Source organism: Flavobacterium chungangensis, assembly GCF_042654045.1.
GTDB lineage: Bacteria > Bacteroidota > Bacteroidia > Flavobacteriales > Flavobacteriaceae > Flavobacterium > Flavobacterium chungangensis.
Genome location: NZ_JBHSFY010000003.1, coordinates 264,033 through 288,213, shown reverse-complemented (window position 1 = coordinate 288,213; position 24,181 = coordinate 264,033). Strand labels below are relative to the sequence as shown.

Here is a 24,181-nt window from a genome sequence, read left to right as displayed (position 1 = left end):
AATATTTTAAAAATGATGAAACAAATCAAAACTTTACTAATTGCTGCAATTCTTATTTTAGGAGCAAGTAACACAATGAACGCACAAGCGAAGGTAGCTCATGTTGATGTAAGCGAGATCATGTCGAAAATGCCTGCTATGCTAGATGCTCAAAATCAACTGCAAAAATTAAGTGGTACATATGATGCTGAATACAAAAAAATGGTTGACGAATATCAAGTAAAAATCAAAAAGTACGAAGCTGAAGCTGCAACTGTAACTGATGCTGTAAACGGTGAGCGTTCTAAAGAGGTTCAAGATATGCAAAAGAGAATTGTTGATTACAGAGACAATGCTCAAAAAGAATTACAACAAAAAGAAACTGACATCGTAAAACCATTAATGGAAAAAGTTAGAACTTCTATTCAAAAAGTAGGAAAAGCTAAAGGTTTCCAATATGTTTTAGACGGTTCTACTTTATTATTAGCTGATGGTCCAAACATCACTGCTGACGTTAAAAAAGATTTAGGATTCTAAGAAATTAAATCTCTATAATTAAACTGCTCAATTAGACAATTGAGCAGTTTTTTTTTACAAAAATTTAAAAGTAATCTTTGGAATTATTTCAAGATTTGACTTAACTTAGAATAAAGAATTATAGTAAAAAATATTAAATTTGCTTTATGACAAACAATAATCCTATAGGCGTTTTTGATTCTGGTATTGGCGGAACTTCCATTTGGAGCGCCATTCATGATCTTCTTCCAAACGAAAAAACCATTTATTTGGCTGACAGTAAAAATGCTCCTTATGGGCAAAGAAGCAAAGAAGAGATTGTTGCATTAAGCAAAAAAAACGTAGAATTTTTGCTAGAGAATAATTGTAAACTAATTGTTGTAGCGTGTAACACTGCAACTACAAATGCCATATTTGAACTTCGTGCAGATTATGATGTTCCCTTTGTTGGAATTGAGCCGGCTATTAAACCTGCTGCAAACAATTCTCAAACACAGGTAATTGGAATTCTAGCTACAAAAGGAACTCTTAACAGCGAATTGTTTAATAAAACTGCTGAGATGTTTCAGAATACTAAAATCATTGAGCAAGTAGGACACGGACTTGTACAGCTAATTGAAGATGGCAATTTGTACTCGCCAGAAATGACTCAGTTATTAGAATCTTATCTACAACCTATGATTGAAGCTAATATTGATTATTTGGTTTTAGGATGCAGCCATTACCCTTATCTAATTCCTCAGATAAAAAAAATTCTCCCAGATCATATTAAAATAATCGATTCAGGAGAAGCTGTTGCACGTCAGACTAAAAATCTGTTACGTGATAAAGTTGGTTTTTCTGAAAGTGCAGATCGCGACCCTATATTTTATGTCAACTCAAACCCAAAAGTTTTAGAGTCAATTTTAGAACATAAATATCCCGTAATCATAAAAGACTTTTAGATTATTATTCAAACTTTCGCTTGACGAACCAAATTCCGTCCAGCGATAAATTGATTGATATTTTATGGTAATTTTCTTTTATTAAATCATTTGCAATTCGGCCTTTCTGCCCATAAGAATACGAAATGTTAAGTGACGAAAATGTATTTTCGATTGGCAAATTTAATCCAATAGAAACAGACGCATTATTAACACGATGTTTATCTACCTCAAGATAACCATTGTCATAATTTACACCAGCAGAATACCCTACTCTATCCCAATATTTCCTAATATTCTTTTTAGCGTTATAGGTAATTCCGAACGCAAAACGATCTTGATTTACAAATTCTCCATAAAGTTCAGATTGCTTTGTACTATCCCAGAAACTTTTCTCATAATCTAAAGTTACATTCAAATTATTCTTAAATCGTTTACTGACTCCAAAGCCTAGCTCTAAAGGCAAGTAATAATCGTCTGTATCTGTAGCTACATTGGTTTCTACAGCAGTTTCCACATCATCTGCAATACTTGCTACCGATTGTACTTTGGATGCTTTTATTCTTGACGGAACTTTAACTGTTGTACCGATTGTAAAAGTGGAATCTATTTTGAATTGCCCTCCTAATGTTGCGCGTACACCACTATAATCTGTTTTTTTATGTATGGTCGTAATAGCATTCGAAATCAAAAAAGCACGATCGTCTACAGTGTTTCCAAAAAGAAACGTTCCTGTTGCTCCCAATGTTAATTTTTTTCCAAATCTATATCCGTACGAAAAATCCAAATTGTTTAAACCTCCAGATCCCTGTGCCGTCACATAATAATATTCCTGGCTATCGGCAATAGGAAGTTTTAAATTTGAAATCTTAAACACCGAGCTAGAATACGGACGAAGTGCTAAACTAAAACCAGAATTTTTAGTAACTGGAAAGGCAAAAGCCAAATGAGAAAATTGAAAATTATTTCTCTTTTCTGTGCGAGTACTGCTCTGATAAGCTGTAGCAATGGCTTTCCCTCCAATATCAAAAAGAAAGTGATTCTGATACATAAATCCTAAAGATGCCGGATTTAAATTATTGATAAAAGTATCTGAAGGCAAAGCAATTCCAGAACCACCAATTGAAGGCAGATTACCAAAATCTGAATCGTACAAACTTCCGACACCATAAAGTGAATATGGAGAACTTGAGATGCTTTGAGAAAATGAAGTCAGCGACATTAAAAGGAAGCAACTCCATAAAACAATTTTATTTTTCATTTAATAAGAGATGTAATAAATTTTGAGCTGAATTTTGTTGTCGACATGTTTTTGATTTCCTAAAACAATTCGGTTAACCGATTTAGAAATCGAAGGCAATGTCAGAATAAGAGATGATCTAGAATCGGCTTGCTTAAGCATTTCTTTTTGAAGAAAAGCGCCAATCGGAATTGTATAGCCTAAATTTTCATTAAACTCGTCACTCTTTTTATTCAATATTCCATAGACAGTGGTTCCGGCAGAATTTACCAATGTTCCGCTTATTCTATTCAAATTATCTCCAACATAAACTGCTAAAGAATCTGCCAGCGGATATTTATCCGAATAAGAATTATTAATTGGTTTTACAAACAATTCAGCATTGACAATAGCTCCGTTGGTCGAGATATTTTTAAACTGTTTGATATTTGGAAATTCAACCCTACAAGCAACTCCTGTTCCTGACTGAATAAATCCTTGATTATTGGTCAGTTTACTGGAAAGATTACTGCTAGAAACGGGGAGATTCTGTAGTATGGTTCCAGTTTTATCCAAAGAAATAGAATTGAACTGTTTTGTGTTATCAATAATTGTAAAATCGAGATAATAAGATGCCTGATCTGCATCTCCCTTATATTTTGAGTAATACATTCTTATTTTACTGCTTCCTGCATTAAATCCGATTACACTTGAAGAATTGGATGTGTCTGGAACCAAAACAAGTCCTTTTAAATATTCGGTAAAACTATCTAAATCTGTAACTTCTTTCTTTTTTACTTTCTGAAAAAGAGCTTCTCCAAACTCATCATTCATTTTAATATTTATAGAGTCCTTTTGTGTTGGTCTTGGCATAAAGGATATCTTTCCCAAGCTTTCAGAACTATAATTAAATGCCGAGTTGTTGTATAAATCACTCTCGCCAGTATTGGCTTTAATTTTTTGAAGTAAACGATGAATATCAAATGTTTGAACTTTTGTAGTATCTCCGTAATAATATTTATCATATTTCAGAATCATCGAAATAGAATCGAAAACATAATTTACCGATTCAGTATCAGAGCCTGAACTATTTAAAGTGTAAATATTGCTTGAAACCTGAAAATAGCTGTTTGATTTTACTTTCCCAAAAATAGGATCATCATAATTCCCAACCAAGATTCTGTTTTTAGCCGAAGTTACCAGCGAGTCAAAATTGATGGTTGACATTTCTACTGTCACAGTATCTATCATAATCACTTTATTGCTTAAAGCCAGATAATCTGAACCAACGGTAAATTCTCCAGTATCTGTATCTGTACCACATGAAAATAGCGTAAATACAAAAAGCAGTATCAATATAAACTTGTGCATAATTTAATTTTTGGACAAATATAAATTGCGCACTTCGGCAACACACTACAACATATACTATCGCGCTTTTTTAAGCTACAAATTGCGTAAAACGATCTATAATCTGATTTCTATTCTCAAATTCTAATTCGACCTTAAAAACAGCGATTTTGTCTATCAAAACGCGTCATATATATATCTTCTTTTTTTTAAGGGCGTCATCCATCTAATTTTGAACCAATAAAATAAATAATGAAAGTAAGGTTTTTAGTTTGTTCTCTTTTTTTGATTTCGTTTTTAGGTTTAAAAGCTCAGGAAAATTTTAGTGCCGCAGTAAATTTTAAAACGGAGCCAACAGAAAAGATAAATTTTAACGAAACAGATATAGCAGTTTTTTATCAGAAGAAACTAGGAACAAAAAGCAAAATAATGAACACGTTAGAATATTCTAATTTGAAGGTGAATTACGAATTCAATCCCTATAATTTTTATGCGGATCAGGCTCAATTCAATCAAGTTCAAAACAAATTCGAATATTCGTCTGAAATAACAGAAAAAACAAAATGGCAACTTTCTGTAATTCCGACAGCAAATTTCCAAAGCAAACTGGATTTTTCAGACCTGACAGTTCTAGGAAGTTTGGCAATCAACCAGCAATTGAGTTCAAAATTAAATGTAATTGTTGGAGTTGGCAGAACATCAATTTTTGGAGCGCCGAAAACAACACCGATTGTGGCTTTTGATTATAAAATGAATGAGCAAACCGATTTTAAAATTGGATTTCCAGATTCGAGAATTTCTTATTCTAATAATGATCGAAACCATTTCAGCCTGACGAATAGTTTTAATGGAAATTTCTATCATTTGGATGAAATAAATAAAGACAATAATGCCGAAAAAGCAGTTTTATCGCAAATAACATCGGCTTTAGAATATGAAAGAAATGTTACTGGCAATTGGTTTTTAAATTTTAAAGCTGGTTACGATTTCAATAAAAAATACAATTTACTAGATAACAGTGACCATAAAGTATATGACTATAATAGCGGAAATGGTTATGTTTTAGGAATAGGGATCAAATACAAACAATAAATATTAAATACACTATGATTAATCTAAAAAAAGGAATTTTATTCACAGCGCTTTTTTCAAGTCTCTTTTTGATAAGCTGCAGCAATGATAATGATGATGATGATTTGATGGGTAACTGGATTAAAAAATCAGCTTTTGACGGTCCTGCAAGATCTAGTGCTACAAGTTTCGTTATCGGAGATTATGCTTATGTAGTTGGCGGTTATACTGGCGATGTTTATTTAAAAGATTTATGGGTTTATAACTCGAACGGAGATTACTGGGAGCAAAAAGCAGATTTTGGAGGTGTAGGAAGAAGTTCTGCATCTAGTTTTGCACTAAATGAAAAAGGCTATGTTGGTCTTGGTTATGACGGAACAAACAGACTGAAAGACTTTTACCAATATGATCCTTCTGCGAATAGCTGGACACAAAAAACAGATTTTGCAGGAACGGCGCGTTATGCCGCTGTAGGCTTTCAAGTTGGTGGTAAAGCTTATTTTGGAACAGGTTACGATGGAAACTATTTGAAAGATTTCTACCAGTACGATGACCAGACAAATACGTGGACTCTGGTAAATGGCTTTAGTGGTAACAAAAGACGAAATGCAACTGTTTTCACAATTGCAGACAAAGCATATTTAGTTACTGGTGTAAACAATGGTGTTTATCAGGAAGATTTCTGGGAATTTGATCCAGCTACAGATGTCTGGACAAGAAAAAGAGACGTTGACAAAGATACAGATGACGATTACAGCTATAATGATGATTATGCAATTGTACGTTCTAATGCTTCAAGTTTCTCTATGAATGGATTAGGATACATTATAGGTGGTGAAAACGTAAAAACAGTTTGGGAGTACAATCCGTCAACTGATTTATGGACAGAAAGAACTCCAATGGAAGGCGCTACAAGAACAGATGCTGTTGGTTTTGCCATCAACAACCGCGGATTCTACATGTTAGGAAGAATTGGTTCTACTTATTTTGATGATGCTTGGGAATTTAGACCATTAGACGAACAAAGCGATGATGATAATTAATACTAAACAATTCTTCTGGAGTAACATCCAGAAGAGTTTTGTAGTTTTTGCTCTTCTATTTTTTATCGCTTGCGCGAAAAAAGAAACTTTAACCACGGCTTCTTTTAAAACAAACTCTGGTTGGGGATATACAATTGCCTACAAGGAAAAAGTTTTAATTAAGCAGTCTGTTATTCCCGTAATAAGCGATACTAAAAGTTTTGAAACAGAAACAGATGCTCTAAAAGTTGCAGATCTTGTTAAGCAGAAACTCAAACAAAACTTATCTCCAACGGTAACCAAAAATGAATTAATTTTATTAAAAATAAAATTGTAAATGCAGATCGATACCATTAAAAATACAGGCTACAACAAAATATTATTCCATTCTATGATATGGATTTTCTTTATTTTAACTTCTTTGATTCAATTTTACGAAAGTCCATTTAAACTCGACAACGATTTTTACGCCCAATGGCTTTCTGGAATTTTATTGTTTTATCTGAACTATTTTTATTTGGTGCCAAATTATTTGCTGCAAAAAAAATATTGGCTGTATGGTATATTTGCTATTGGCCTTATTGCGCTATTTATGGTAATTAGATTTAATTATTTTGTTCCTGAATTTAGGCATTTAAGACCTGAAAACATGAAGTATGCTAAAACCATTATTCGGGAGCCCCATTTTTTCCCTAAAGATGGCAGAATGCATCACAGAATAGAAATGAGACAGCCTCTTTTCTTTAAAATTGCTCCTTCATTTTTCTATATTCTGATTATTACAGTCTCAGCAATTTTTAGAACATTAACTGAATTTTACAATAATCAGCAAAATAAACTGATTGCCGAAACGCATAGAACAAATACAGAATTGATTTATTTGCGCAAACAAACCAATCCGCATTTTTTATTCAATTCTTTAAACAGTATTTATTCTTTGGCACACAAAAAATCTGATTTGGTCCCTGATGCCATCGTGACCTTGTCTGAACTGATGCGCTACATGCTGTATGAGACAGATAACAAAACGGTGGCTTTAGAAAAAGAAGTCAATTATATCCAGAATTATATAGAGTTACAAAAGCTGCGATTAAATAATATCGAAGACATTATTATCAACGTACATGGCGATACTAAAAATAAATTTATTGAGCCTTTGTTACTGATTTCTTTTGTCGAAAATGCCTTTAAGTATGGAACAGATTATAAAGGCGCGGCTCATGTAAAAATTAAGATTCTAATTACAGATCATAATCTGGATTTCTGGATTGAAAACACCATTGAGAATTACGTAAAAGATCCTGAAAACTCAGGAATCGGATTGGTAAATATTCAAAGCCGTCTTGATCTTTTATATCCTAACGCACACGAACTAACCATTACTCAGGATAATGAATATTACCGAGTTCATTTAAATTTAAAGTTGGACGAAATTAAAACCGCAATACATTAAACAAAACTGATTATGGACAGAAAGAAATTTATCCGAAATGGCATTTTGGGCATTGCATCATTGGCAACAGCTTCAAAATTTTTAGAGTCTTGTTCTAAAAGCGACAATGACGAAACTGACACAAGCAATTCTGGAGACGGAAGCTGTGCCGTTTCTCCTTCAGAAACAAAGGGGCCATTCCCTATCAAAACGCCAAGTCAGCTAGTTTTAGAAAACATCAAATCTGATCGTGTTGGAATTGCGCTATTGATTAATTTAAAAATCGAAAATAAAAACAACAATTGCCAACCTCTTTCGGGAGCTTTAGTAGATGTTTGGCATTGCGACAAAGATGGAAATTATTCTGAATACGGCGGCACGCAAATGCAGCAGACAGATTATACTTCTGTTCATTTCCTTAGAGGCAGACAAACTTCTAATGCTAGCGGAGAAGTTTCTTTTATTTCAATTTATCCTGGTTGGTACAAAGGAAGAGCGCCACATGTGCATGTAGAAGTTCTATCGAGCACAGGAACTTCTTTATTGGTAACGCAGATTGCTTTTCCTGAAACTATCTCAAGTGAAGTATATTCAAGCACCAATTATATCGCACACGGGCAAGCAGATACTGCAAACACAAAAGACAATGTTTTTGCTGATAGCTTATCCGACGAGCTAGCTACAATAAGTGGTAATTTGACAGATGGTTTCACATTGACTAAAACTATAACTGTTAACGCATAATTTTGATTTGTAAAAACCAGTATTTTATGAAAATTTTAAAACTTAATTTACTGGTTTCAAACTACTTTTGACTGCGAAATAAACTTTAAAAAATTAATCCCGAAAAAAATGAAATGTGTAATTATTGATGACGAACCTTTAGCTGTAGACTTATTGCAGGATTTTGTCAAAAAAGTAGATACTCTAGAGCTGGTAAGCACTTTCAATAATGCTATTGATGCTGTTTCATTTATCAACCAGAATAATATTGATTTGGTTTTCCTAGACATTCAGATGCCTCATTTTTCTGGAATTGATTTTTTAAATACAATTGAAAAAAAACCTCTTGTTATTTTTACAACTGCTTATTCTGACTATGCTGTAGAAGGTTTTAATCTGGGTGCTGTCGATTATTTAGTGAAGCCAATTCCGTTTCATCGATTTTTGAAAGCAGTCGTAAGAGCACAACAAGTTTTGCAGCCTGTAGCCAATACTGCAATTGCAGAAAACAATAATGCACCCGAAATTGAGCAGGATTTTATGTTTGTTAGGGCTGAATATGAAAATGTAAAATTGAATTTTGCTGACATTCTTTTTATTGAAGGCCTAAAAGATTATGTCAAAATTTATACAACAGATAATAAATTTACACTGACATTAATTAGTTTGATCAAACTTGAAAATCTACTTTCAAGCAAGGGTTTTGCAAGAATTCATAGATCGTATATCATCAATATCAAACACGTAAAATCGATTCAGAAAAACAAGGTTTTAATAAGCGATAAAAGAATTCCAATCAGCGAAAGCTATAAAAATACTTTCTTCGAAAAAATCAACCTATAATTTTCTGAAATTTCAATAATAAAAATTCCAAATTCCAAAAGAGTCGCATCTTGGAATTTGGAATTTTTTTATTGGAATTTTTTAGCTTTTATTTTTCTTCTTTAAACCAACTAGAATACATCACATAATTGTTTGAAATACGCCCTATTTCGCCTGCAAAATCAGATTGATCGATGTCTTTTACTTTTTTAGCAGGAACTCCAGCATAAATACTTCCAGAGGTTACAACAGTATTCTGAGTTACAACGGCACCTGCAGCAACAATAGCATTGCTTTCTACCACACAGTTATCCATTACAATTGCTCCCATTCCGATTAAAACATTATCGTGAATAGTACAGCCATGTACAATTGCATTATGTCCAATTGAAACGTTATTTCCTATAATTGTTGGGTGTTTTTGATACGTGCAGTGAATTATGGCACCATCCTGAATGTTAACCTTGTTTCCGATTTTAATGAAATGAACATCTCCTCTCACAACAGCATTAAACCAAACGCTACAAGATTCTCCAAAAGTAACATCTCCTACAATAGTCGCGTTTTCGGCAACATAACAATCCTCTGGAATAAGAGGTGATTTTCCGTTTACAGATTTAATAAGCATAATAATAATTTTAGTTAACAGCAGGACAATTACAGTCGTAACGTGCTTTTCTGCAGAATAAATTAACTCCTAAAGTAATTTGATGAAAACCGCCTGTATCAAACTTAACATCTCCCATTAACTGAGTATAGGTGTAAGCAAACATAAAGTTCTTAAAATTAACTCCAATAATTGGTGTAAAGTATTGTAATTTTTGAGAGGACACTCCAGTTCCCGAAATATACTGTGCGCCATCAAAACCTCTTCTATAAGATAAAGCCGCCCATAGACTTCCAAAATCCATATTTTTGTAGGCTTTCATATTCAAATCAAGCGTTTTTGCTTTTGTCTGATCAAATAGCTGAAAAAGAAAAGAAGGCTCCCAAGTCCAACTGCTATTTTTTCCAAAAACATAACCAGCGCTCAATAAAAACTTTCTAAGATTATCCGATTCATAATCGGTATATAATTCTCTTCTAGTTTCTAACAATCCTTGAACTGTTGCGTGCGCATAGAAATCTAAATAATTGTAAGATGCTCCGACATCAAGATTGAAATAAGAATCTTTCTGAATTGACCCAAAAACAATTGGATCAAAAGTTCCACCAAACTTTGTCTCGTCCAATTGGCTTTGTATTAAACCTCCGCTAATTCCAAAAGACAACTGATTCAAATCTAATTCATCTCTTGAAAACATAATATGGTGCGCGTAAGTCAATTTCACACCTTTTTGAGAATGATATCCGTTTTTATCATTAAAAAGAATTATACCAGCTCCAGAACGTTCTCCAACTCTTCCGTTAAAACTTAGAGTCTGTAAAGATGGAGCGTCTTCTTCTCCGAACCATTGCTTTCTGGCCGTTAATCTTATTTTGGCACAGTTAGCCGCGCCAGCCATAGAAGGGTGAATTAAGTAATAATTATCAGACAAATAATCAGAATAAACAGGTAGTCCCTCTTGAGAGTAGGAATAAAAAGTAGTAATAAGAAAAATTAATAAAACCTTGATTTTAAATTCCATAAAGACAATTTTGTTTTCAGATAATTTTCACTCTTGCAATTTAACACGATTTATTTGAAAAGAGTCTTAATTATTTCATTAAAAAATCAAATATAGCCATTAGTAGAAAATAACTTTAGTAAATTTGCAAAAAATATATTACCATGACTAAAATCACTATAAAAGAAACTCAAAATCCAACTATTTTAAAGTTCGAATTTGATGATTTCATTACTCAAAATCAAAACTTTGAGTTCAAAAATATTGATGAAGCACAAGCTTCTCCTCTCGCACAGCAATTATTCTATTTACCGTTTGTTAAAACAGTCTATATCTCAGGAAATTTTATCGCTATCGAAAGATATAGCATTGTAGATTGGGATGATGTAAAAGATGCAGTTGCAGAACAAATTAGTGCTTTTGTGGACAAAGGTGGCGTTATCATTAAAATTGATGAAACAAAAGCAAAAAAACAGCCTATTACAGTTTACGGAGAAACAACTCCAAACCCTTCTGCATTAAAATTTGTTGTAAGCAGAATGTTAACTCGCAATGCTGTAGAATATAAAAATATTGACCAGACTGCTTCTTCTCCATTAGCTCAGGAATTATTCAAATTTCCTTATGTGAAAGAAATTTTTATTGACGAAAATTATATTTCGGTAACCAAATATGAAATCAATAATTGGGATGAAATCACTTTAGAATTAAGAACTTTCATTAAACAATTTATTGAAAACGGAGGAACAGTTTTAGACGAAAGTTTAATCGAAACTAAAGTCAAAAATGAAGCAACAAAAGATGAAGCTTTTGATAAATTGGATGTTACTTCACAGCAAATCATCAATATCTTAGAAGAGTATGTAAAACCAGCTGTAGCTGCTGATGGTGGAAACATTGCTTTTGAATCTTATAATGAAGATGACAAAACAGTAAAAGTACTATTGCAAGGCGCTTGCAGCGGTTGCCCTTCATCAACATTTACTTTAAAAAGTGGTATCGAAAATATGCTGAAAAGCATGTTGAATGATGACGCTATAAAAGTAGAAGCATCAAATGCATAATTTGACTAAATTATTATTCAAAAGCGTCTCATTGAGGCGCTTTTTTTATTATTAACCACTAGTTACCAATTATTTACCATTTAAAAAACGAGTAATTCTATAAAATTAATTAATATTGTAATCTTAACCAATTAATTAACAACCATGGGATTATCTTCATTTTTTAAAAATCTATTTGGCTCAACCAAAGAGTCTGTAACTGAATTGGCAAATAATGCCGAAAGTACTTTTGAGCAAGCAAAAGAAGCTGCTGCGCCATACATCGAGAAAGCGGAAGCTTTTGCAGAAGAAGCAATTGAAAAAGTAAAAGAAGCTTCGGAACCTATTATTGACAACGCAGCCGAGTATGCTGAAAAAGCAAAAGATACTGTAAGCGAATATGCCGACAAAGCCGCTAAAGTAGTAAATGATGTGGTTGATTCTGTTAAAGAAAAAACAGCTTCTACAGCCGTTAGTGAGACGCCAGAAACTATTTCTGAAACTGTTGTTGATGTAAGCGAAAAATCGGCTGCAGAAGTAGAAGAAATCGCCGATGAAGCAGCCGACAAGGCATAAACACACTTTTCTGATAATGTAAATATTTTTATATTTGCACTACTAATATACCTTCTCTTTTGAGAAGGTTTTTTTATTTCTAAATTATGAACATTAGCCCAGAACAAGTCAGTAAATACGTTGCTCGATTTATTGATATTTTAGTCGATTATTCACCAAAACTGATTTCTGCATTTTTTATCTTATTTGTTGGTTTATACGCCATCAGATTGATTAATCGAATTATTAGAAAAATAATGATTCAGCGAAATCTTGATCCAACCTTAACAAAATTCTTAGCTGATATTTTATTATGGGCTTTAAGAATTTTATTATTTGTAACCTTTATTTCTAAATTAGGAATTGAAACTTCTTCATTTGTTGCCATTTTAGGAGCAATGGGACTAGCAGTTGGCTTATCATTACAAGGATCACTTTCTAATTTTGCTGGCGGAATGCTTATTATTGTTTTTAAACCATTTAAAGTTGGAGATACGATAGAAGCACAAGGCATTGTTGCTACGGTTGAAGAAATTCAAATTTTTGTAACAAAAATGATTACTGGAAACAATCAGACTGTTTTTGTTCCCAATGGTGCTTTGTCTAACGGAAATATCATTAATTATTCCATGAAGGGAGAAAGAAAAGCCGACTTGACATTTTCAGTTTCCTACGACTCTGATATTAAAAAAGCAAAAGAAGTTCTCTTAGATGTCTTGCTTAAAAACCCAAAGGTTCTTAAAAATCCTGCTCCAGAAGTTTTTGTAAAAAATTTATCTGCAAGTTCGGTGGATTTTGCAGTTCGCCCTTGGGCTAAAAATGCCAATTATGGAGCCGTTTTTTCTGAAACATTAGAAAACTGTAAAATAGCATTAGATGAAGCCGGAATATCGGTTCAACCCTACACTATACAAAAATAAATATTACTGTTTCTTTGGAGGAGCAATCATAAAATCTTTTAAATAATAAGGTTCAAAATAAGCGACATCTACAGTGTCGCTTTTTTGATACTTATCAAAACTGATTTTACTCATTGCTTGCGCTGAAGGATATTTTATGTCTTCTAAAAACACAAAATTGTCTTTAGTCAAAACAGATTTACATTTATCAGCACAATCGCCAACAAAATAAAGTTTCTCTGTATATTCTTGAAATGAATTTTCGTCAATAATTTCAGCTTGGATAGCCCTTTCGACTGTCAAATCTGAATTAAAAATAGCGCTGTAAACTTCCATACGGCGTGCATCTAACATCGGTATAATTTTTCCGTCTGTAACTCCAGCCTGAGAAGCTAGAGCATGTAAAGTGTCGACAGCAATTAACGGAATATTTAAAGCATAACACAACCCTTTTGCTGCTGAAACGCCAATTCTTAAACCTGTGTAAGATCCCGGGCCTTGGCTAACTGCAACAGCATTTAAATCCTTTGCCAAAATGCCTGCTTTTGCTATTACCTCTTCAATAAAAACATGAAGTTTTTCGGCATGCGAATAGCCTTCATCTGCCAATTCATTGCAAACAATTGTTTCACCATCTTTTGCAATAGATACAGAACAATTTTTAGTAGCCGTTTCGATATTGAGAATAAAAGACAAAATATGTAGTTTTAAAAATTAATTATTGATGTCAGGCTGAGCGAAGTTGCAACTTCGAATTTGCTCAGGATGACAATATGCTTATATTGTTATTTTTTTGGAGCCTCAGCTTTCTTAAGCTTTACCTTGTCTCCAGAATTAAGATCTTTAGAAACTGTTGTGTAAGGCCCTGTAATTACGACATCACCAGGTTTAAGACCAGACATTACTTCAATATTAGTATCGTCTTGAATTCCAGTTTTAATAACTCTAATCTTAGCCTTATCTCCAACTTTCACAAAAACACATTCGAATTTTTTATCGCTTTTTGGAGCTGCTTTTTTATCTTCATTCGGATCTTCAACCTTAAAATCTTTTACAGCAGTAGTATCTGACTTTACTACAACAGAACTAATTGGCACTGCCAAAACATTATTTTTTGTTGTTGTAATAATATCTACAGTAGCAGTCATTCCTGGTCTAAAAGGAGAATAGGTACTTGGTTTTCCTTCTAATAGATCTTGATAAGAATCTTTCAGAATACGAACTTTAACTTTAAAATTCGTTACCTGATCTGAAGTTAATGTTGTGCTTGCAGAATTAGAAATACTTGTTACAACGCCCTTAAATTTCTTTTTTAAATAAGCATCAACTTCAACATTTGCTTCGTCTCCAATTTTAATCTTTACGATGTCATTTTCATTCACATCTACTTCAACCTCCATATTGTTTAGGTTTGCCACACGCAAAAGCTCCGTTCCGGCCATTTGCTGTGTTCCTAAAACTCTTTCTCCCAATTCTACATTTAATACCGAAATGGTTCCATCTGCAGGAGAATAAATTGTGGTACGTCCTAAATTATCTCGAGCTTCAGTAACAGATGCCGAAGCACTTTGAACATTGTAATAAGCGCTTTGTTTTGTTGCTTTGGCAACTTCAAAAGTAGAAATAGCTTTATCCCAATCCGATTTTGAGATTACACCTTTATCATACAATATTTTATTACGCTCATAATTTGCTTTTGCCTCTTTAAAACTTGCGTCAGACTGAGTTAGACTTGCTTTTGTTCCAGCTAAATTTGCAACAGATCTTTCTAGTCCAGAGGTATACAAATCGGGATTTATTTTTACTAATAAATCTCCTTTTTTAACCACTTGCCCTTCTTTTACGTTTAATGAAATAATCTCGCCTGACACCATCGAAGCAATTTTAACTTCAATTTCAGGCTGAATTTTACCTGTTGCAGAAACAGTTTCAACAATTGTTGAAGCGGTTACTTTTGCAATTTCTACTTCTTTTCCTTCGTCCTTATTTCCTATAACTCCAGCCTTAGAAAGACCGACCAAAGCTGCAATAATAACTATTGCACCACCTAATAAGAAATAAACAGTTTTTTTTGACATAATGAATTATTTTGTAATAATTGGAACAATTGGAATTCCGAAATAAAACTCTAATATTTTAATTTTAAACATGTAATCGTATTTTGTTCTGATAACATCAGACTGCGCATTAGTCAATAATGTTTGAGCTTGAGTGAAATCAAATGAATTCATTAAACCAACATCGTATTTTTCTTTTGCATAATTGTAAGCCTGCTGTCTTGCCTCTAAAGTTACAGTAGAAGATTCATATGTATTTAAAGCTCCTCTTGCATCTGTAAAAGCGGTGTAAACGTTACGCTGCAAATCTAAACTTTTTTGCTCTAAATCTATTTTAGATTTTTCTAAACTTACTTTATTACGTTCTACATTATTCTTAACTGAGAAACCATTGAAAATAGGAACATTTAACTGCAAACCAAAATTATGACCTTTATTGTCGCTAAACTGTTGGAATATAGGATCTGGCCCTACTGTATATGGATTACCGCTTGCATCCAACCTAACTTGATCGCTATAACTTGCTCTGGTATTAAACCCATAGAAACCAGAAAGCGTTGGCTGATAAGCTCCTTTTGCAATAGCAACATTTTTTTCGGCAATCTCCAAATTGGTCTGTGCTAATTTTAACTCTGTTCTAGTTTCTTTCGCTTTATTATAAATTTCAATTGGAGTCTGAGCTAGGATATTATTTTCATCCGCTACATTCGTATCGTCAACTACATCAAAATCTGCAAATTCTTTTAATTGTAAGAGCTGTGCTAAACTCAATTTAGAAATCAGTAAATTGTTTTCAGAAACTGCAATGTTTTGTTTGTCTGTCGCTACAGTAGCTTTCAAATCGAACAAATCTCCACGCGGAATAGTTCCTGCATTTACCATTTCTTCAGAACGAGCATATCGTTTTTCATCAATTAACAATTGCTCTTTTTTAACCTTAAGATCTTCTTTATTAGATAAAATCTGCAAAAAGGCACTAGCAACATTCAACGAAATATCTTCCTGCATTTTTAACAGCTGATAATGTGAGGCAATAATACTTAATTTTGCCCTTCTCATCGTATTTTGATTCTGCAGACCTTTGTAGATGTCAACTCCTGCGTTTATCCCAACTGAAGAATATTGTGTAGTTTGATTACGTAAAATACCTGTTGTAACATCCTGGTTCAAACCGATATTCCAAGAGTGAGAAGCGGTTCCATTTACAGATGGAAGATAATTTCCTAAAGCTCCTCTTTTATCGATCTCAGCATTTTTGACATCTAATTCAGATAGTTTTACCGTGATATTATTTTCGAGTGCATATCTCACACACTCTTCCAAAGTCCATTGTTTTGATTGCGCCTGCCCAGTTAATCCGAATCCGAATAACACTGCAAAAACCAGACTATTATATTTATTTATTTTCATATACTTTTAATGAAGGCGCAGTAAACCGAACTACGCAAATTTAACATTTTTAAAACCAAAAAGATCCTTAACCTTTCAAATTAGCTTATTTTTTTTCTTTATCTCCTTCGTTAATCAAGCCCTGATTCCAGATTTTAATTTTATCTGTATCACTTATACCGCTTTTAACTTGAACGTAGATTCCGTCGCTTACCCCCAGAACCAAATCTCTTCTTTGAAATTTCTGTGGGGCATTTTCGACTTCTACATAAGGCTTTTGTGTTTTTTTGTCAAATTGAACCAAAGATTCTTTTATTGCTAAAACTTTCTCTGCTTTCTCCAAAATAATAGAAGCATTGGCACTTAAACCAGCTCTAATGAAAGTATCGTCTCTGTTGATCATTTGTGCTTTTATTTCAAATTGGATCGCACCATTTTCTGTAACTCCTTTTGGAGCGATATAGTTTAAAACTGCATCAAATTTTTTGTTTTCGATAGCACCAATTGTAATCTCTATTGGCATTTTTTCTTTAATTTTTCCAACCTCAGATTCATCAATTTTACCTATAAAAATCATTCTTCCAACATCAGCAACACTAGCAATTGTAGTTCCTTCGTTAAAGTTATTACTTTCGATAACTTGGTTCCCTACTTTTACTGGAACGTCTAACACCATTCCGTTAACTGTCGAACGAATTAATGTATTAGCATAATTTCCTAAAGATGAAGTTGTTCCTGTTTTAACAATATCCAAACCTTGTTTTGCCGCTAGATAATTTTGTTTTGCCTGATTGTAAGCCAGCTGTGCAGCATCATAATCATTTGCAGAAATTACATCTTTCTCAAATAATGTTTTCTGTCTTTTGTAGATTTTTTCCTGATTATCTAATGCTATTTTAGCAGTCTGTACCTGATTCTGAGAACTACTTACATTCGAAACGTTTGCTACAACTCTAATCTTAGCAATCATATCGCCAGCTTTGATTTTTTCACCAGCTTTGATGTACACTTCTTCAATAATACCTGAAATATTTGGTTTGATTAAAACTTCTTCATCAGGCTGAATATTTCCTGTCGCAATAGTATTTTTTACGATAGTTTTTATTTCTGCTTTTTCCGTTTTAAATACAATTGGCGATTCTTGGTTTTTAGCATACAAATAGTAAAGCGCGCCAAAAAAAACAACTGCAATAAATATTAAAATGGTTACGGTTACTCCTTTTTTCATTTGTTCTTGGTTTAATCGATTTATTTTGATTGATAATTTATTCTGTCCTTAATGCATCTACGGGTTTCACATTGATAGCGGTCTGTGCCGGTATAAATCCAGCGAGCAAACCAGATCCAACTAATATAATTAATGCAACAAATACAACTCCTAAATCTACAGTTGGATTAGCAAACATAGTATTTTGATCAGGAGGCATCGAATCTAGTACCATATTTAAAAGTGCTATAATTCCTGTTGCAACAGCAATTCCGAGCATACCTGAAATAATGGTTAAAAATATAGACTCCGATAATATCTGCCCTCTAATTGCTCCAGGAGTTGCACCCAAGGCTCTTCTAATTCCGATTTCTTTTGTGCGTTCTTTTACCACAATCAACATGATATTCGAAATTCCGATTACACCTGAAATCAGAACTAATGTTCCTACGAAATACGCAATTACTTTTAAGATATTAAATAAGCTTTGCACTTTATTAAACTGCTCATACAAATCAAAATTTCCAACCGCTCTTTCATCCGTCGGATTTATAGAATGCAGTGCTTTTATAATCTCTAAAATTTTAGGTTTTAAATCGGTTATAGAAGTTTCATCTTTTGCGGTAAGCGCCATCCATCCTACTTTATCTCCATAATTAAAGGCTTGCTGAAAAGTTGTAAAAGGAATAAAAATATTCTTTTGTTCCTGTTCTGCATTTCCTCCCTGCTGTTTTGATTTATAAACTCCAACAACCATGAAATTAATGCTGTTTATTTTTATATAAGTTCCAACAGCTTCCTCTTCTTTACCATAAAGCTCACTGATAACTCCTTTACCAATTACGCAAACTTTTCTTCTCTGCTCAATATCCTGCTGATTTACAAATCTTCCTTTAATAATATCCATCGGCTGTTGTTTAATCAGCTCTGGGTAATCTCCATAAATTGTAAATGCAGAAGTTTTTGTACCTCTTACCACGTTGTTTGTTCCGTTAAAATCACCTAATTGATTTCTAGGAGAAACATATAACAAATCTGGCAATGCTGCTTTTAAAGCTGTTACATCACTATTTCTAAAGTCATAACGTCGTGTTTTTGGCAAACCTTTATACGCCTTAGAAGTAGTCTGGCTCCACATAAACATGGTATTGGTCGCAATCCCGTCAAAACCTTTTTTAATACCATTTTCCAAACCATTACCTGCAGCAAGTAAAATTACCAAGATAAAAATACCCCAAAAAACACCAAAAGCTGTCAGGATAGTCCTGAAAGGATTGGCGGTTAAGGCCTGTAAAATCTCGTCCCAATTATCTTTTTTAAACATAATTATTCGTCTCTAAGTGCTACAATAGGTTTAATTTTGGCTGCTCTGTAGGCTGGGAAAAATCCTGCCATTGCTCCGGCAAAAACAAGTAATACTAAAGTAGTTAAAGCTACACTAAAATCTACTTCAGGATTTCTGAAATACTCGCTCTGAACCATTGGACCAACAAATTCCAATAAAGCAAGACTAGCCAATAATCCGACAAAACCTGCAATGGTTGTAATAAAAATCGATTCATGAAGAATCATCGTGATAATAGAAAAAGGCGAAGCTCCTAGTGCTTTTCTAATTCCGATTTCTTTTGTACGTTCTTTTACAATAATAAGCATGATATTACTTACTCCAACAACTCCTGCTATAATCGTACAAATACCAACCCACCAGAAAAAAAGTCTGATATATAAATTTAAATCGTAAAACTGTTTAGCGTCTTTAACCGAGTTATAAACTCCTACACCTCCATCATCTTCGGGAGCTACTACGTTTTTACTTTTTAATAAGTTTTTTAAATCTTGGGTAAATTTTTCTGATTGAGCCAATGCTTCATCATAATCGCTTGTCTTTTTTAGGGTAAAAAACAAGTTGCTAATTTTATCGCCACCTCCAAATGTTTTCTGAACTGTAGTTAAGGGCAAATAAGCACGAGTTTCTTCTCTTTCTCCTCCTGGATCTGTAAAGACTCCAACAACTTTAAAGTTAATGTTGTTAATTAGAATTTCTTCTCCTATTGCTTCTTTATCTTTAAGCAAATCGGTTTTCAATTTCATTCCGATAACAGCCACTTTTGCATTACTTTCTAAATCCTTCGCGTTTACATAACGGCCTTGAACTATGGTTAGATTCTCGATTCCGCCATAATCTGGATTTACTCCTCTAAACTGATAACTACCAGATTCTTTGCCATAAGCAAAAGACTGCCCCCAGTAATTATTTGTTGAAGCTCTCAAATCTAATTTATCTTCGAATTTCTGTACCGATTGATTGTAATCGCTATTGCGAAATTGAATTTGTCTCCCCGGATTTAATCCTTTATATTCTTTAGTAGTAGTTCCAGACCAAACCTCTATAATTCCAGCCGCATCGCGTTCGAATTGTTTTTCAATTCCGTTCTGAAGACCTTTTCCTGCACCAAGCAAGATTACCAAAATAAAAATTCCCGAAGCCACAGACACTCCCGTTAAGAATGTTCTTAAACGGTTTTTAGAAATGGCTTCAAATATTTCCTGCCAACGTTCAATATTAAACATAAGACGAAGCTCTAACTTGTTCTACTCTTTTATCATCGATAATTAGCCCATCTTTTAGGACTACATTTCTTTTGCACATTGCTGCAATATCAGGTTCGTGTGTCACAATTAAAATTGTTTTTCCCTCATCATTAATCCCTTGAATAAGCTCCATAACTTCATAAGAAGTTTTGGTGTCAAGAGCTCCCGTCGGTTCATCGGCAAGTAATACTTTCGGATTCGAAGCTAATGCTCTCGCAATAGCGACACGTTGTTTTTGACCTCCAGAAAGTTCATTTGGCAAGTGGTTAACATGAGAACCCAAACCTACTTTCTCCAAATACTTCATCGCTATCTCGTAACGTTCCTTCCTTTTAACACCTTGATAATACAATGGCATCGCTACATTGTCTAATGCTGTTTTGTAATTTATTAAGTTAAAAGACTGAAAAACAAAACCTAAAAATTTGTTACGATATTTTGAAGCAATTGTTTCGTTTAATTTCTTAATTGGTGTTTTGTCTAAAATATAACTTCCTGAATCGGCTTCATCCAAAATTCCTAAAATGTTAAGAAGTGTTGATTTACCCGAACCAGACGATCCCATGATTGCAACCAATTCCCCTTCCTCTATATTAAAATTAATCCCTTTTAATACATGTAATTGCGAACTTCCCATTTTATAGGATTTGTGTAAATCTTTAATTTCAATCATGGTATTGTTAAATTTTTTAGACAATAATAACGTATTTATTAAGTAATTTATGATAATAAAAAGTTAATACTTGTGTTACCTATTTTATATTAGACTACCTTTTTTAGTTATTGTTACACTTTTTTCAGAAAATATGATTGTTTTTGTAATTTTACCTTGTCTAAAAATTCATACTAAAATGAAGCTTACTTCTATTATTACAATGTTTTCGGTGCTTGCCGTATTAACAAGCTGTTCTTCAACTTCAAAATTAGAAACATTAAAACCTGAACCCGATGATGCCAGCCCGCTAGTTTATGACAGCAGTCCATCCTTTATCAACCTTCCGATTACGATCAAATTAAGTGATATCGAAAATCAGACAAACACGCTCCTTAACGGATTGATTTATGAGGATAACAACATCGAAGATGATGATATCGAAATGAAAATCTGGAAACAGGCTCCGATCAAAATTCAAAATGACCCATCAAATCCTAATAAAAAAATTAGAACGATTTTACCGCTTAAAGCGAATATCAAATATCGAATCGGAACAAAAAAAATGGGGATAGAGCTGTACGACGTTAGAGAATTTAACTTAAATGGAGTTATAACTTTATCTAGTGAAACCACTCTTACCAATTGGAAACTAACAACAAAAACAGAATTCAAGTCTCTAAATTGGAACGAAAGCCCAACAATGACTGTATTTGGCAAAAATATGCCGATTACTTATTTAATAAATCCAGCTATTTCTATTTTTAAAACCCAATTGGAAAAGGAAATTGATGGAGCAATTGAAAAATCAATGGATTTTAAACCAAACGTTCTTCAGGCTGTTGAAAAAATCTCTACTCCTTTTCAGATGAGTGATACCTATGAAAGCTGGTTGCGAATTGTTCCGATCGAAATTTACTCTACAAATGCAAAACTGAAAAACGATTCTTTCTTGCTTGATATGGGAATGAAATGCAATATGGAAACCATCGTTGGAAAACAGCCAGAATCAAAATATAATGCTAGCAAAATTGCTCTAAAACCTGTTGCCAAAATCCCAAATCAGATTTCTGCTAATATTGCTGCCATTTCGAGCTATGTAGATGCATCCAAGATTATGACCAAGAATTTTGCAGGTCAGGAGTTTGGTTCTGGAAGCAAAAAAGTAACCGTAAAAAATGTTTCAATTTGGCATAAAGACGGAAAAATGGTCATTGCTTTAGACATTTTAGGATCTATAAACGGAACCATTTATTTAAATGGATTTCCTTCATACAATGCACAAACTAAAGAGATTTATTTTGAAAAGTTGGATTATGTCTTAGACACCAAAAGCAAATTGATGCGTACAGCAAACTGGCTCGCGCAGGGTTATATTTTAAGAAAAATGGAAGAAAGCTGCAGTTATTCCATTCAACCGAATTTAGAAGAAGGCAAAAAAAGTATGGCGGGTTACTTAAAAAACTATTCGCCGATGCCTGGAGTATTTGTTAACGGAAAAATGGAAGACATTCAGTTTGATAAAATACAGTTGACCAATCAAGCCATTATAGCCTTCATCAAAATAAACGGAACGGTAAATGTATCCGTAAACGGACTTAAATAAAAACAAAAAAAGCAGTGTAAATTACACTGCTTTTTTCTTTTTAGAATACATTCGATAAATCAAATATCCAATTATTAATACAAGTAAATAGGGAATTACCATTAAGTAAACAATTCCATCATTTACAGCTTCAGCCTTTTTAATATTAGAATCTCCTCCTAAAGCCGCACGGCACATTGCACATTGCGCATTAGCAGAAATTCCAATAAAGAAAAAACAAATTCCAAAAAACAGAGCTCGAAATTTGAATTTCACGATTTGAATATTATTTTTTTTAGTGTACATAATATGGAGAAATCATTAAGTAAACTACCACTCCCGTTACTGCTACATATAACCAAAGCGGGAAAGTGATTTTAGCAATTTTTCTATGTCTGTCAAAACGTTTTGCAAGCGCTCTTACATAAGTAATCAAAACAAGCGGAATAATAGCAATTGACAATAAAATATGCGTTACAAGAATAAAGAAATACACATAACGCAATACTCCTTCTCCTCCGTATTTTGTAGAATCTGAAGTCATATGATACGCTACATACATAACCAAAAATGCTACCGACAATGCAATAGCAAAAGTCATTAATCTTTCGTGTAATTTTTGATTTCCTTTCTTAATTGCCATAACAGCCAAAATTAGCACAACAGCAGTAATACCATTTGTAGTTGCATAAATTGGAGGTAAAAATGATAAAGGTTCTACATTAAAACCAAAATCTTTTAATTTAACACCAAATAAAATTGCCACGACAACTGGAATTACAATTGAAACCGCAATAATAAACTTGTTATATTTTTTCTCTAAAGTATTATCTTCCATTTTTATTCTTCTAATAAAATTTTAATGTCTTGCTGAATATCTCTAACTCCTTTTTTGTCTAAACCGTCGTAATAAATACTCGGATTTCCGAATTCGTCTTTTCTGCATCGAATATTTCCATCTTTATCAATTAAAGCAAACAAACCAGAATGCTCAAATCCGCCGCTTACTTTATCATTTTCTCCTGCATAAAGATTAAATCCTTTATTAGACAAATCCATAATTACGTTTCTGTCTCCAGTTAGGAAATTCCAGTTTGAAGATTTCACACCTAACAATTTAGCATGGTCTTTTAAAACTTGTGGAGTATCGTGTTTCGGATCGATTGTAATAGAAACAATTCCAAAATTAGGATTTCCAAAAAAAGTCTTTTCAATCTCCAGCATGCTCATGTTCATCTTTGGACAGATAGAAGGACAAGTTGTAAAGAAGAATTCCAAAACATACACTTTTCCTTTATACGTTTCATTCGAAATTTTCACATTGTCTTGATTCGTCAATTCGAATTTTGGAGCTGGACCAATTGTCAAAAGCTTAGCATCTTTTGAAGTTTTAACCCCAACATTATCCAAACGGTTTCCTTTTACAACGTCACCGTTTTTAACTCGATCGACAATTTTAGGAATGGCATAAATCCCGAAAATTAGAATCACAAAAGAGATTCCGATATATGATTTGTTTTTAAACATTATAAATGATT

Annotated in this window: 26 protein-coding genes; 12 read left to right on the top strand and 14 right to left on the bottom strand. The window is 33.2% G+C overall.

Features of this window, described 5'->3' with window-relative positions:
• Window positions 1–12: 12 nt before the first annotated feature.
• Both ACFO3N_RS06350 and murI read left to right on the top strand, forming a co-directional pair.
• Window positions 13–516, top strand: coding sequence for an OmpH/Skp family outer membrane protein (locus tag ACFO3N_RS06350; RefSeq protein WP_172426837.1), 504 nt, complete (start codon window positions 13–15; stop codon window positions 514–516).
• A 146-nt stretch (window positions 517–662) separates the two neighbouring features.
• Window positions 663–1,439, top strand: a complete 777-nt coding sequence (gene murI, locus ACFO3N_RS06345; protein ID WP_379796148.1) for a glutamate racemase — start codon at window positions 663–665, stop codon at window positions 1,437–1,439.
• A gap of 4 nt (window positions 1,440–1,443) precedes the next feature.
• Here the strand turns inward: murI and ACFO3N_RS06340 are convergent, their stop codons facing one another.
• Window positions 1,444–2,679 carry an aromatic hydrocarbon degradation protein gene (locus ACFO3N_RS06340; protein ID WP_379796146.1) on the bottom strand — a complete coding sequence of 412 codons (1,236 nt, stop codon included), beginning with the start codon at window positions 2,677–2,679 and terminating at the stop codon, window positions 1,444–1,446.
• Entirely contained in the window at window positions 2,680–4,008 is a 1,329-nt protein-coding gene (locus tag ACFO3N_RS06335) for a DUF4270 family protein (protein ID WP_379796144.1), read from the bottom strand.
• A gap of 231 nt (window positions 4,009–4,239) precedes the next feature.
• Here ACFO3N_RS06335 and ACFO3N_RS06330 point away from each other — a divergent pair, with 231 nt between their 5' ends.
• From ACFO3N_RS06330 to ACFO3N_RS06305, 6 genes are all read left to right on the top strand, one after another.
• Window positions 4,240–5,079 (top strand): DUF6268 family outer membrane beta-barrel protein, encoded by an 840-nt coding sequence (locus ACFO3N_RS06330; protein ID WP_379796142.1) that lies wholly within the window; start codon window positions 4,240–4,242, stop codon window positions 5,077–5,079.
• A 14-nt stretch (window positions 5,080–5,093) separates the two neighbouring features.
• A complete protein-coding gene (locus ACFO3N_RS06325) occupies window positions 5,094–6,101 on the top strand; it encodes a Kelch repeat-containing protein (protein ID WP_379796140.1) in 1,008 nt (335 codons plus the stop codon).
• Complete coding sequence (locus tag ACFO3N_RS06320; protein ID WP_379796138.1) at window positions 6,088–6,417, top strand: DUF4907 domain-containing protein; 330 nt, start codon at window positions 6,088–6,090, stop codon at window positions 6,415–6,417. The genes ACFO3N_RS06325 and ACFO3N_RS06320 overlap by 14 nt, the downstream gene beginning before the upstream one ends.
• Window positions 6,418–7,533, top strand: coding sequence for a sensor histidine kinase (locus ACFO3N_RS06315; protein WP_379796136.1), 1,116 nt, complete (start codon window positions 6,418–6,420; stop codon window positions 7,531–7,533). It abuts the gene before it with no gap.
• Window positions 7,534–7,545: 12 nt separating this feature from the next.
• Entirely contained in the window at window positions 7,546–8,256 is a 711-nt protein-coding gene (locus tag ACFO3N_RS06310) for a dioxygenase family protein (protein ID WP_379796134.1), read from the top strand.
• 108 nt (window positions 8,257–8,364) lie between these two features.
• Window positions 8,365–9,078: a LytR/AlgR family response regulator transcription factor gene (locus ACFO3N_RS06305; protein ID WP_379796132.1), complete on the top strand. Its 714-nt coding sequence runs from the start codon at window positions 8,365–8,367 to the stop codon at window positions 9,076–9,078.
• Between the two features lie 88 nt (window positions 9,079–9,166).
• Here ACFO3N_RS06305 and ACFO3N_RS06300 read toward each other — a convergent pair whose 3' ends face one another.
• Together ACFO3N_RS06300 and ACFO3N_RS06295 are read right to left on the bottom strand one after the other, a co-directional pair.
• On the bottom strand, window positions 9,167–9,685 hold the full coding sequence (locus ACFO3N_RS06300; protein WP_379796130.1) for a gamma carbonic anhydrase family protein: 519 nt from the start codon (window positions 9,683–9,685) through the stop codon (window positions 9,167–9,169).
• Between the two features lie 10 nt (window positions 9,686–9,695).
• The gene (locus tag ACFO3N_RS06295; RefSeq protein WP_379796128.1) at window positions 9,696–10,685 is read right to left on the bottom strand and encodes a PorP/SprF family type IX secretion system membrane protein; all 990 of its coding nucleotides are present in this window, start codon (window positions 10,683–10,685) and stop codon (window positions 9,696–9,698) included.
• 143 nt (window positions 10,686–10,828) lie between these two features.
• On the opposite strand from ACFO3N_RS06295, the gene ACFO3N_RS06290 reads away from it, so the two are divergent.
• The 3 genes from ACFO3N_RS06290 (at window position 10,829) to ACFO3N_RS06280 (ending at window position 13,182) form a co-directional block, all read left to right on the top strand.
• On the top strand, window positions 10,829–11,728 hold the full coding sequence (locus ACFO3N_RS06290; protein ID WP_250834113.1) for a NifU family protein: 900 nt from the start codon (window positions 10,829–10,831) through the stop codon (window positions 11,726–11,728).
• Between the two features lie 144 nt (window positions 11,729–11,872).
• A complete protein-coding gene (locus ACFO3N_RS06285; RefSeq protein ID WP_379796126.1) occupies window positions 11,873–12,283 on the top strand; it encodes a YtxH domain-containing protein in 411 nt (136 codons plus the stop codon).
• Between the two features lie 86 nt (window positions 12,284–12,369).
• Window positions 12,370–13,182: a mechanosensitive ion channel family protein gene (locus tag ACFO3N_RS06280; protein WP_379796124.1), complete on the top strand. Its 813-nt coding sequence runs from the start codon at window positions 12,370–12,372 to the stop codon at window positions 13,180–13,182.
• 3 nt (window positions 13,183–13,185) lie between these two features.
• Here the strand turns inward: ACFO3N_RS06280 and tsaB are convergent, their stop codons facing one another.
• The 7 genes from tsaB to ACFO3N_RS06245 all read right to left on the bottom strand — a co-directional run bounded on the left by tsaB (window position 13,186) and on the right by ACFO3N_RS06245 (window position 21,079).
• Window positions 13,186–13,857: a tRNA (adenosine(37)-N6)-threonylcarbamoyltransferase complex dimerization subunit type 1 TsaB gene (gene tsaB / locus ACFO3N_RS06275; RefSeq protein ID WP_379796122.1), complete on the bottom strand. Its 672-nt coding sequence runs from the start codon at window positions 13,855–13,857 to the stop codon at window positions 13,186–13,188.
• Window positions 13,858–13,946: 89 nt separating this feature from the next.
• Window positions 13,947–15,239 (bottom strand): efflux RND transporter periplasmic adaptor subunit, encoded by a 1,293-nt coding sequence (locus ACFO3N_RS06270; RefSeq protein ID WP_379796120.1) that lies wholly within the window; start codon window positions 15,237–15,239, stop codon window positions 13,947–13,949.
• A gap of 6 nt (window positions 15,240–15,245) precedes the next feature.
• The gene (locus ACFO3N_RS06265; protein ID WP_379796118.1) at window positions 15,246–16,628 is read right to left on the bottom strand and encodes a TolC family protein; all 1,383 of its coding nucleotides are present in this window, start codon (window positions 16,626–16,628) and stop codon (window positions 15,246–15,248) included.
• An 85-nt stretch (window positions 16,629–16,713) separates the two neighbouring features.
• Entirely contained in the window at window positions 16,714–17,835 is a 1,122-nt protein-coding gene (locus ACFO3N_RS06260; protein WP_095927900.1) for an efflux RND transporter periplasmic adaptor subunit, read from the bottom strand.
• Between the two features lie 37 nt (window positions 17,836–17,872).
• Window positions 17,873–19,138 (bottom strand): ABC transporter permease, encoded by a 1,266-nt coding sequence (locus ACFO3N_RS06255; protein ID WP_095927901.1) that lies wholly within the window; start codon window positions 19,136–19,138, stop codon window positions 17,873–17,875.
• 2 nt (window positions 19,139–19,140) lie between these two features.
• Window positions 19,141–20,385: an ABC transporter permease gene (locus ACFO3N_RS06250; protein WP_379796115.1), complete on the bottom strand. Its 1,245-nt coding sequence runs from the start codon at window positions 20,383–20,385 to the stop codon at window positions 19,141–19,143.
• Entirely contained in the window at window positions 20,378–21,079 is a 702-nt protein-coding gene (locus tag ACFO3N_RS06245; protein WP_095928196.1) for an ABC transporter ATP-binding protein, read from the bottom strand. Before ACFO3N_RS06245 ends, ACFO3N_RS06250 begins: the two co-directional genes overlap by 8 nt.
• Before the next feature lie 178 nt (window positions 21,080–21,257).
• Here ACFO3N_RS06245 and ACFO3N_RS06240 point away from each other — a divergent pair, with 178 nt between their 5' ends.
• The gene (locus ACFO3N_RS06240; protein ID WP_379796112.1) at window positions 21,258–22,664 is read left to right on the top strand and encodes a DUF4403 family protein; all 1,407 of its coding nucleotides are present in this window, start codon (window positions 21,258–21,260) and stop codon (window positions 22,662–22,664) included.
• Window positions 22,665–22,685: 21 nt separating this feature from the next.
• On the opposite strand, the gene ACFO3N_RS06235 is transcribed toward ACFO3N_RS06240, so the two are convergent.
• From ACFO3N_RS06235 to ACFO3N_RS06225, 3 genes are read right to left on the bottom strand one after another with little or no spacing between them, the layout of a single operon-like run.
• Complete coding sequence (locus ACFO3N_RS06235) at window positions 22,686–22,949, bottom strand: hypothetical protein (protein WP_379796108.1); 264 nt, start codon at window positions 22,947–22,949, stop codon at window positions 22,686–22,688.
• Window positions 22,939–23,481 carry a DUF420 domain-containing protein gene (locus tag ACFO3N_RS06230; RefSeq protein WP_095927904.1) on the bottom strand — a complete coding sequence of 181 codons (543 nt, stop codon included), beginning with the start codon at window positions 23,479–23,481 and terminating at the stop codon, window positions 22,939–22,941. The genes ACFO3N_RS06235 and ACFO3N_RS06230 overlap by 11 nt, the downstream gene beginning before the upstream one ends.
• 2 nt (window positions 23,482–23,483) lie before the next feature.
• A complete protein-coding gene (locus tag ACFO3N_RS06225) occupies window positions 23,484–24,170 on the bottom strand; it encodes an SCO family protein (RefSeq protein ID WP_095927905.1) in 687 nt (228 codons plus the stop codon).
• Window positions 24,171–24,181: the final 11 nt, after the last annotated feature.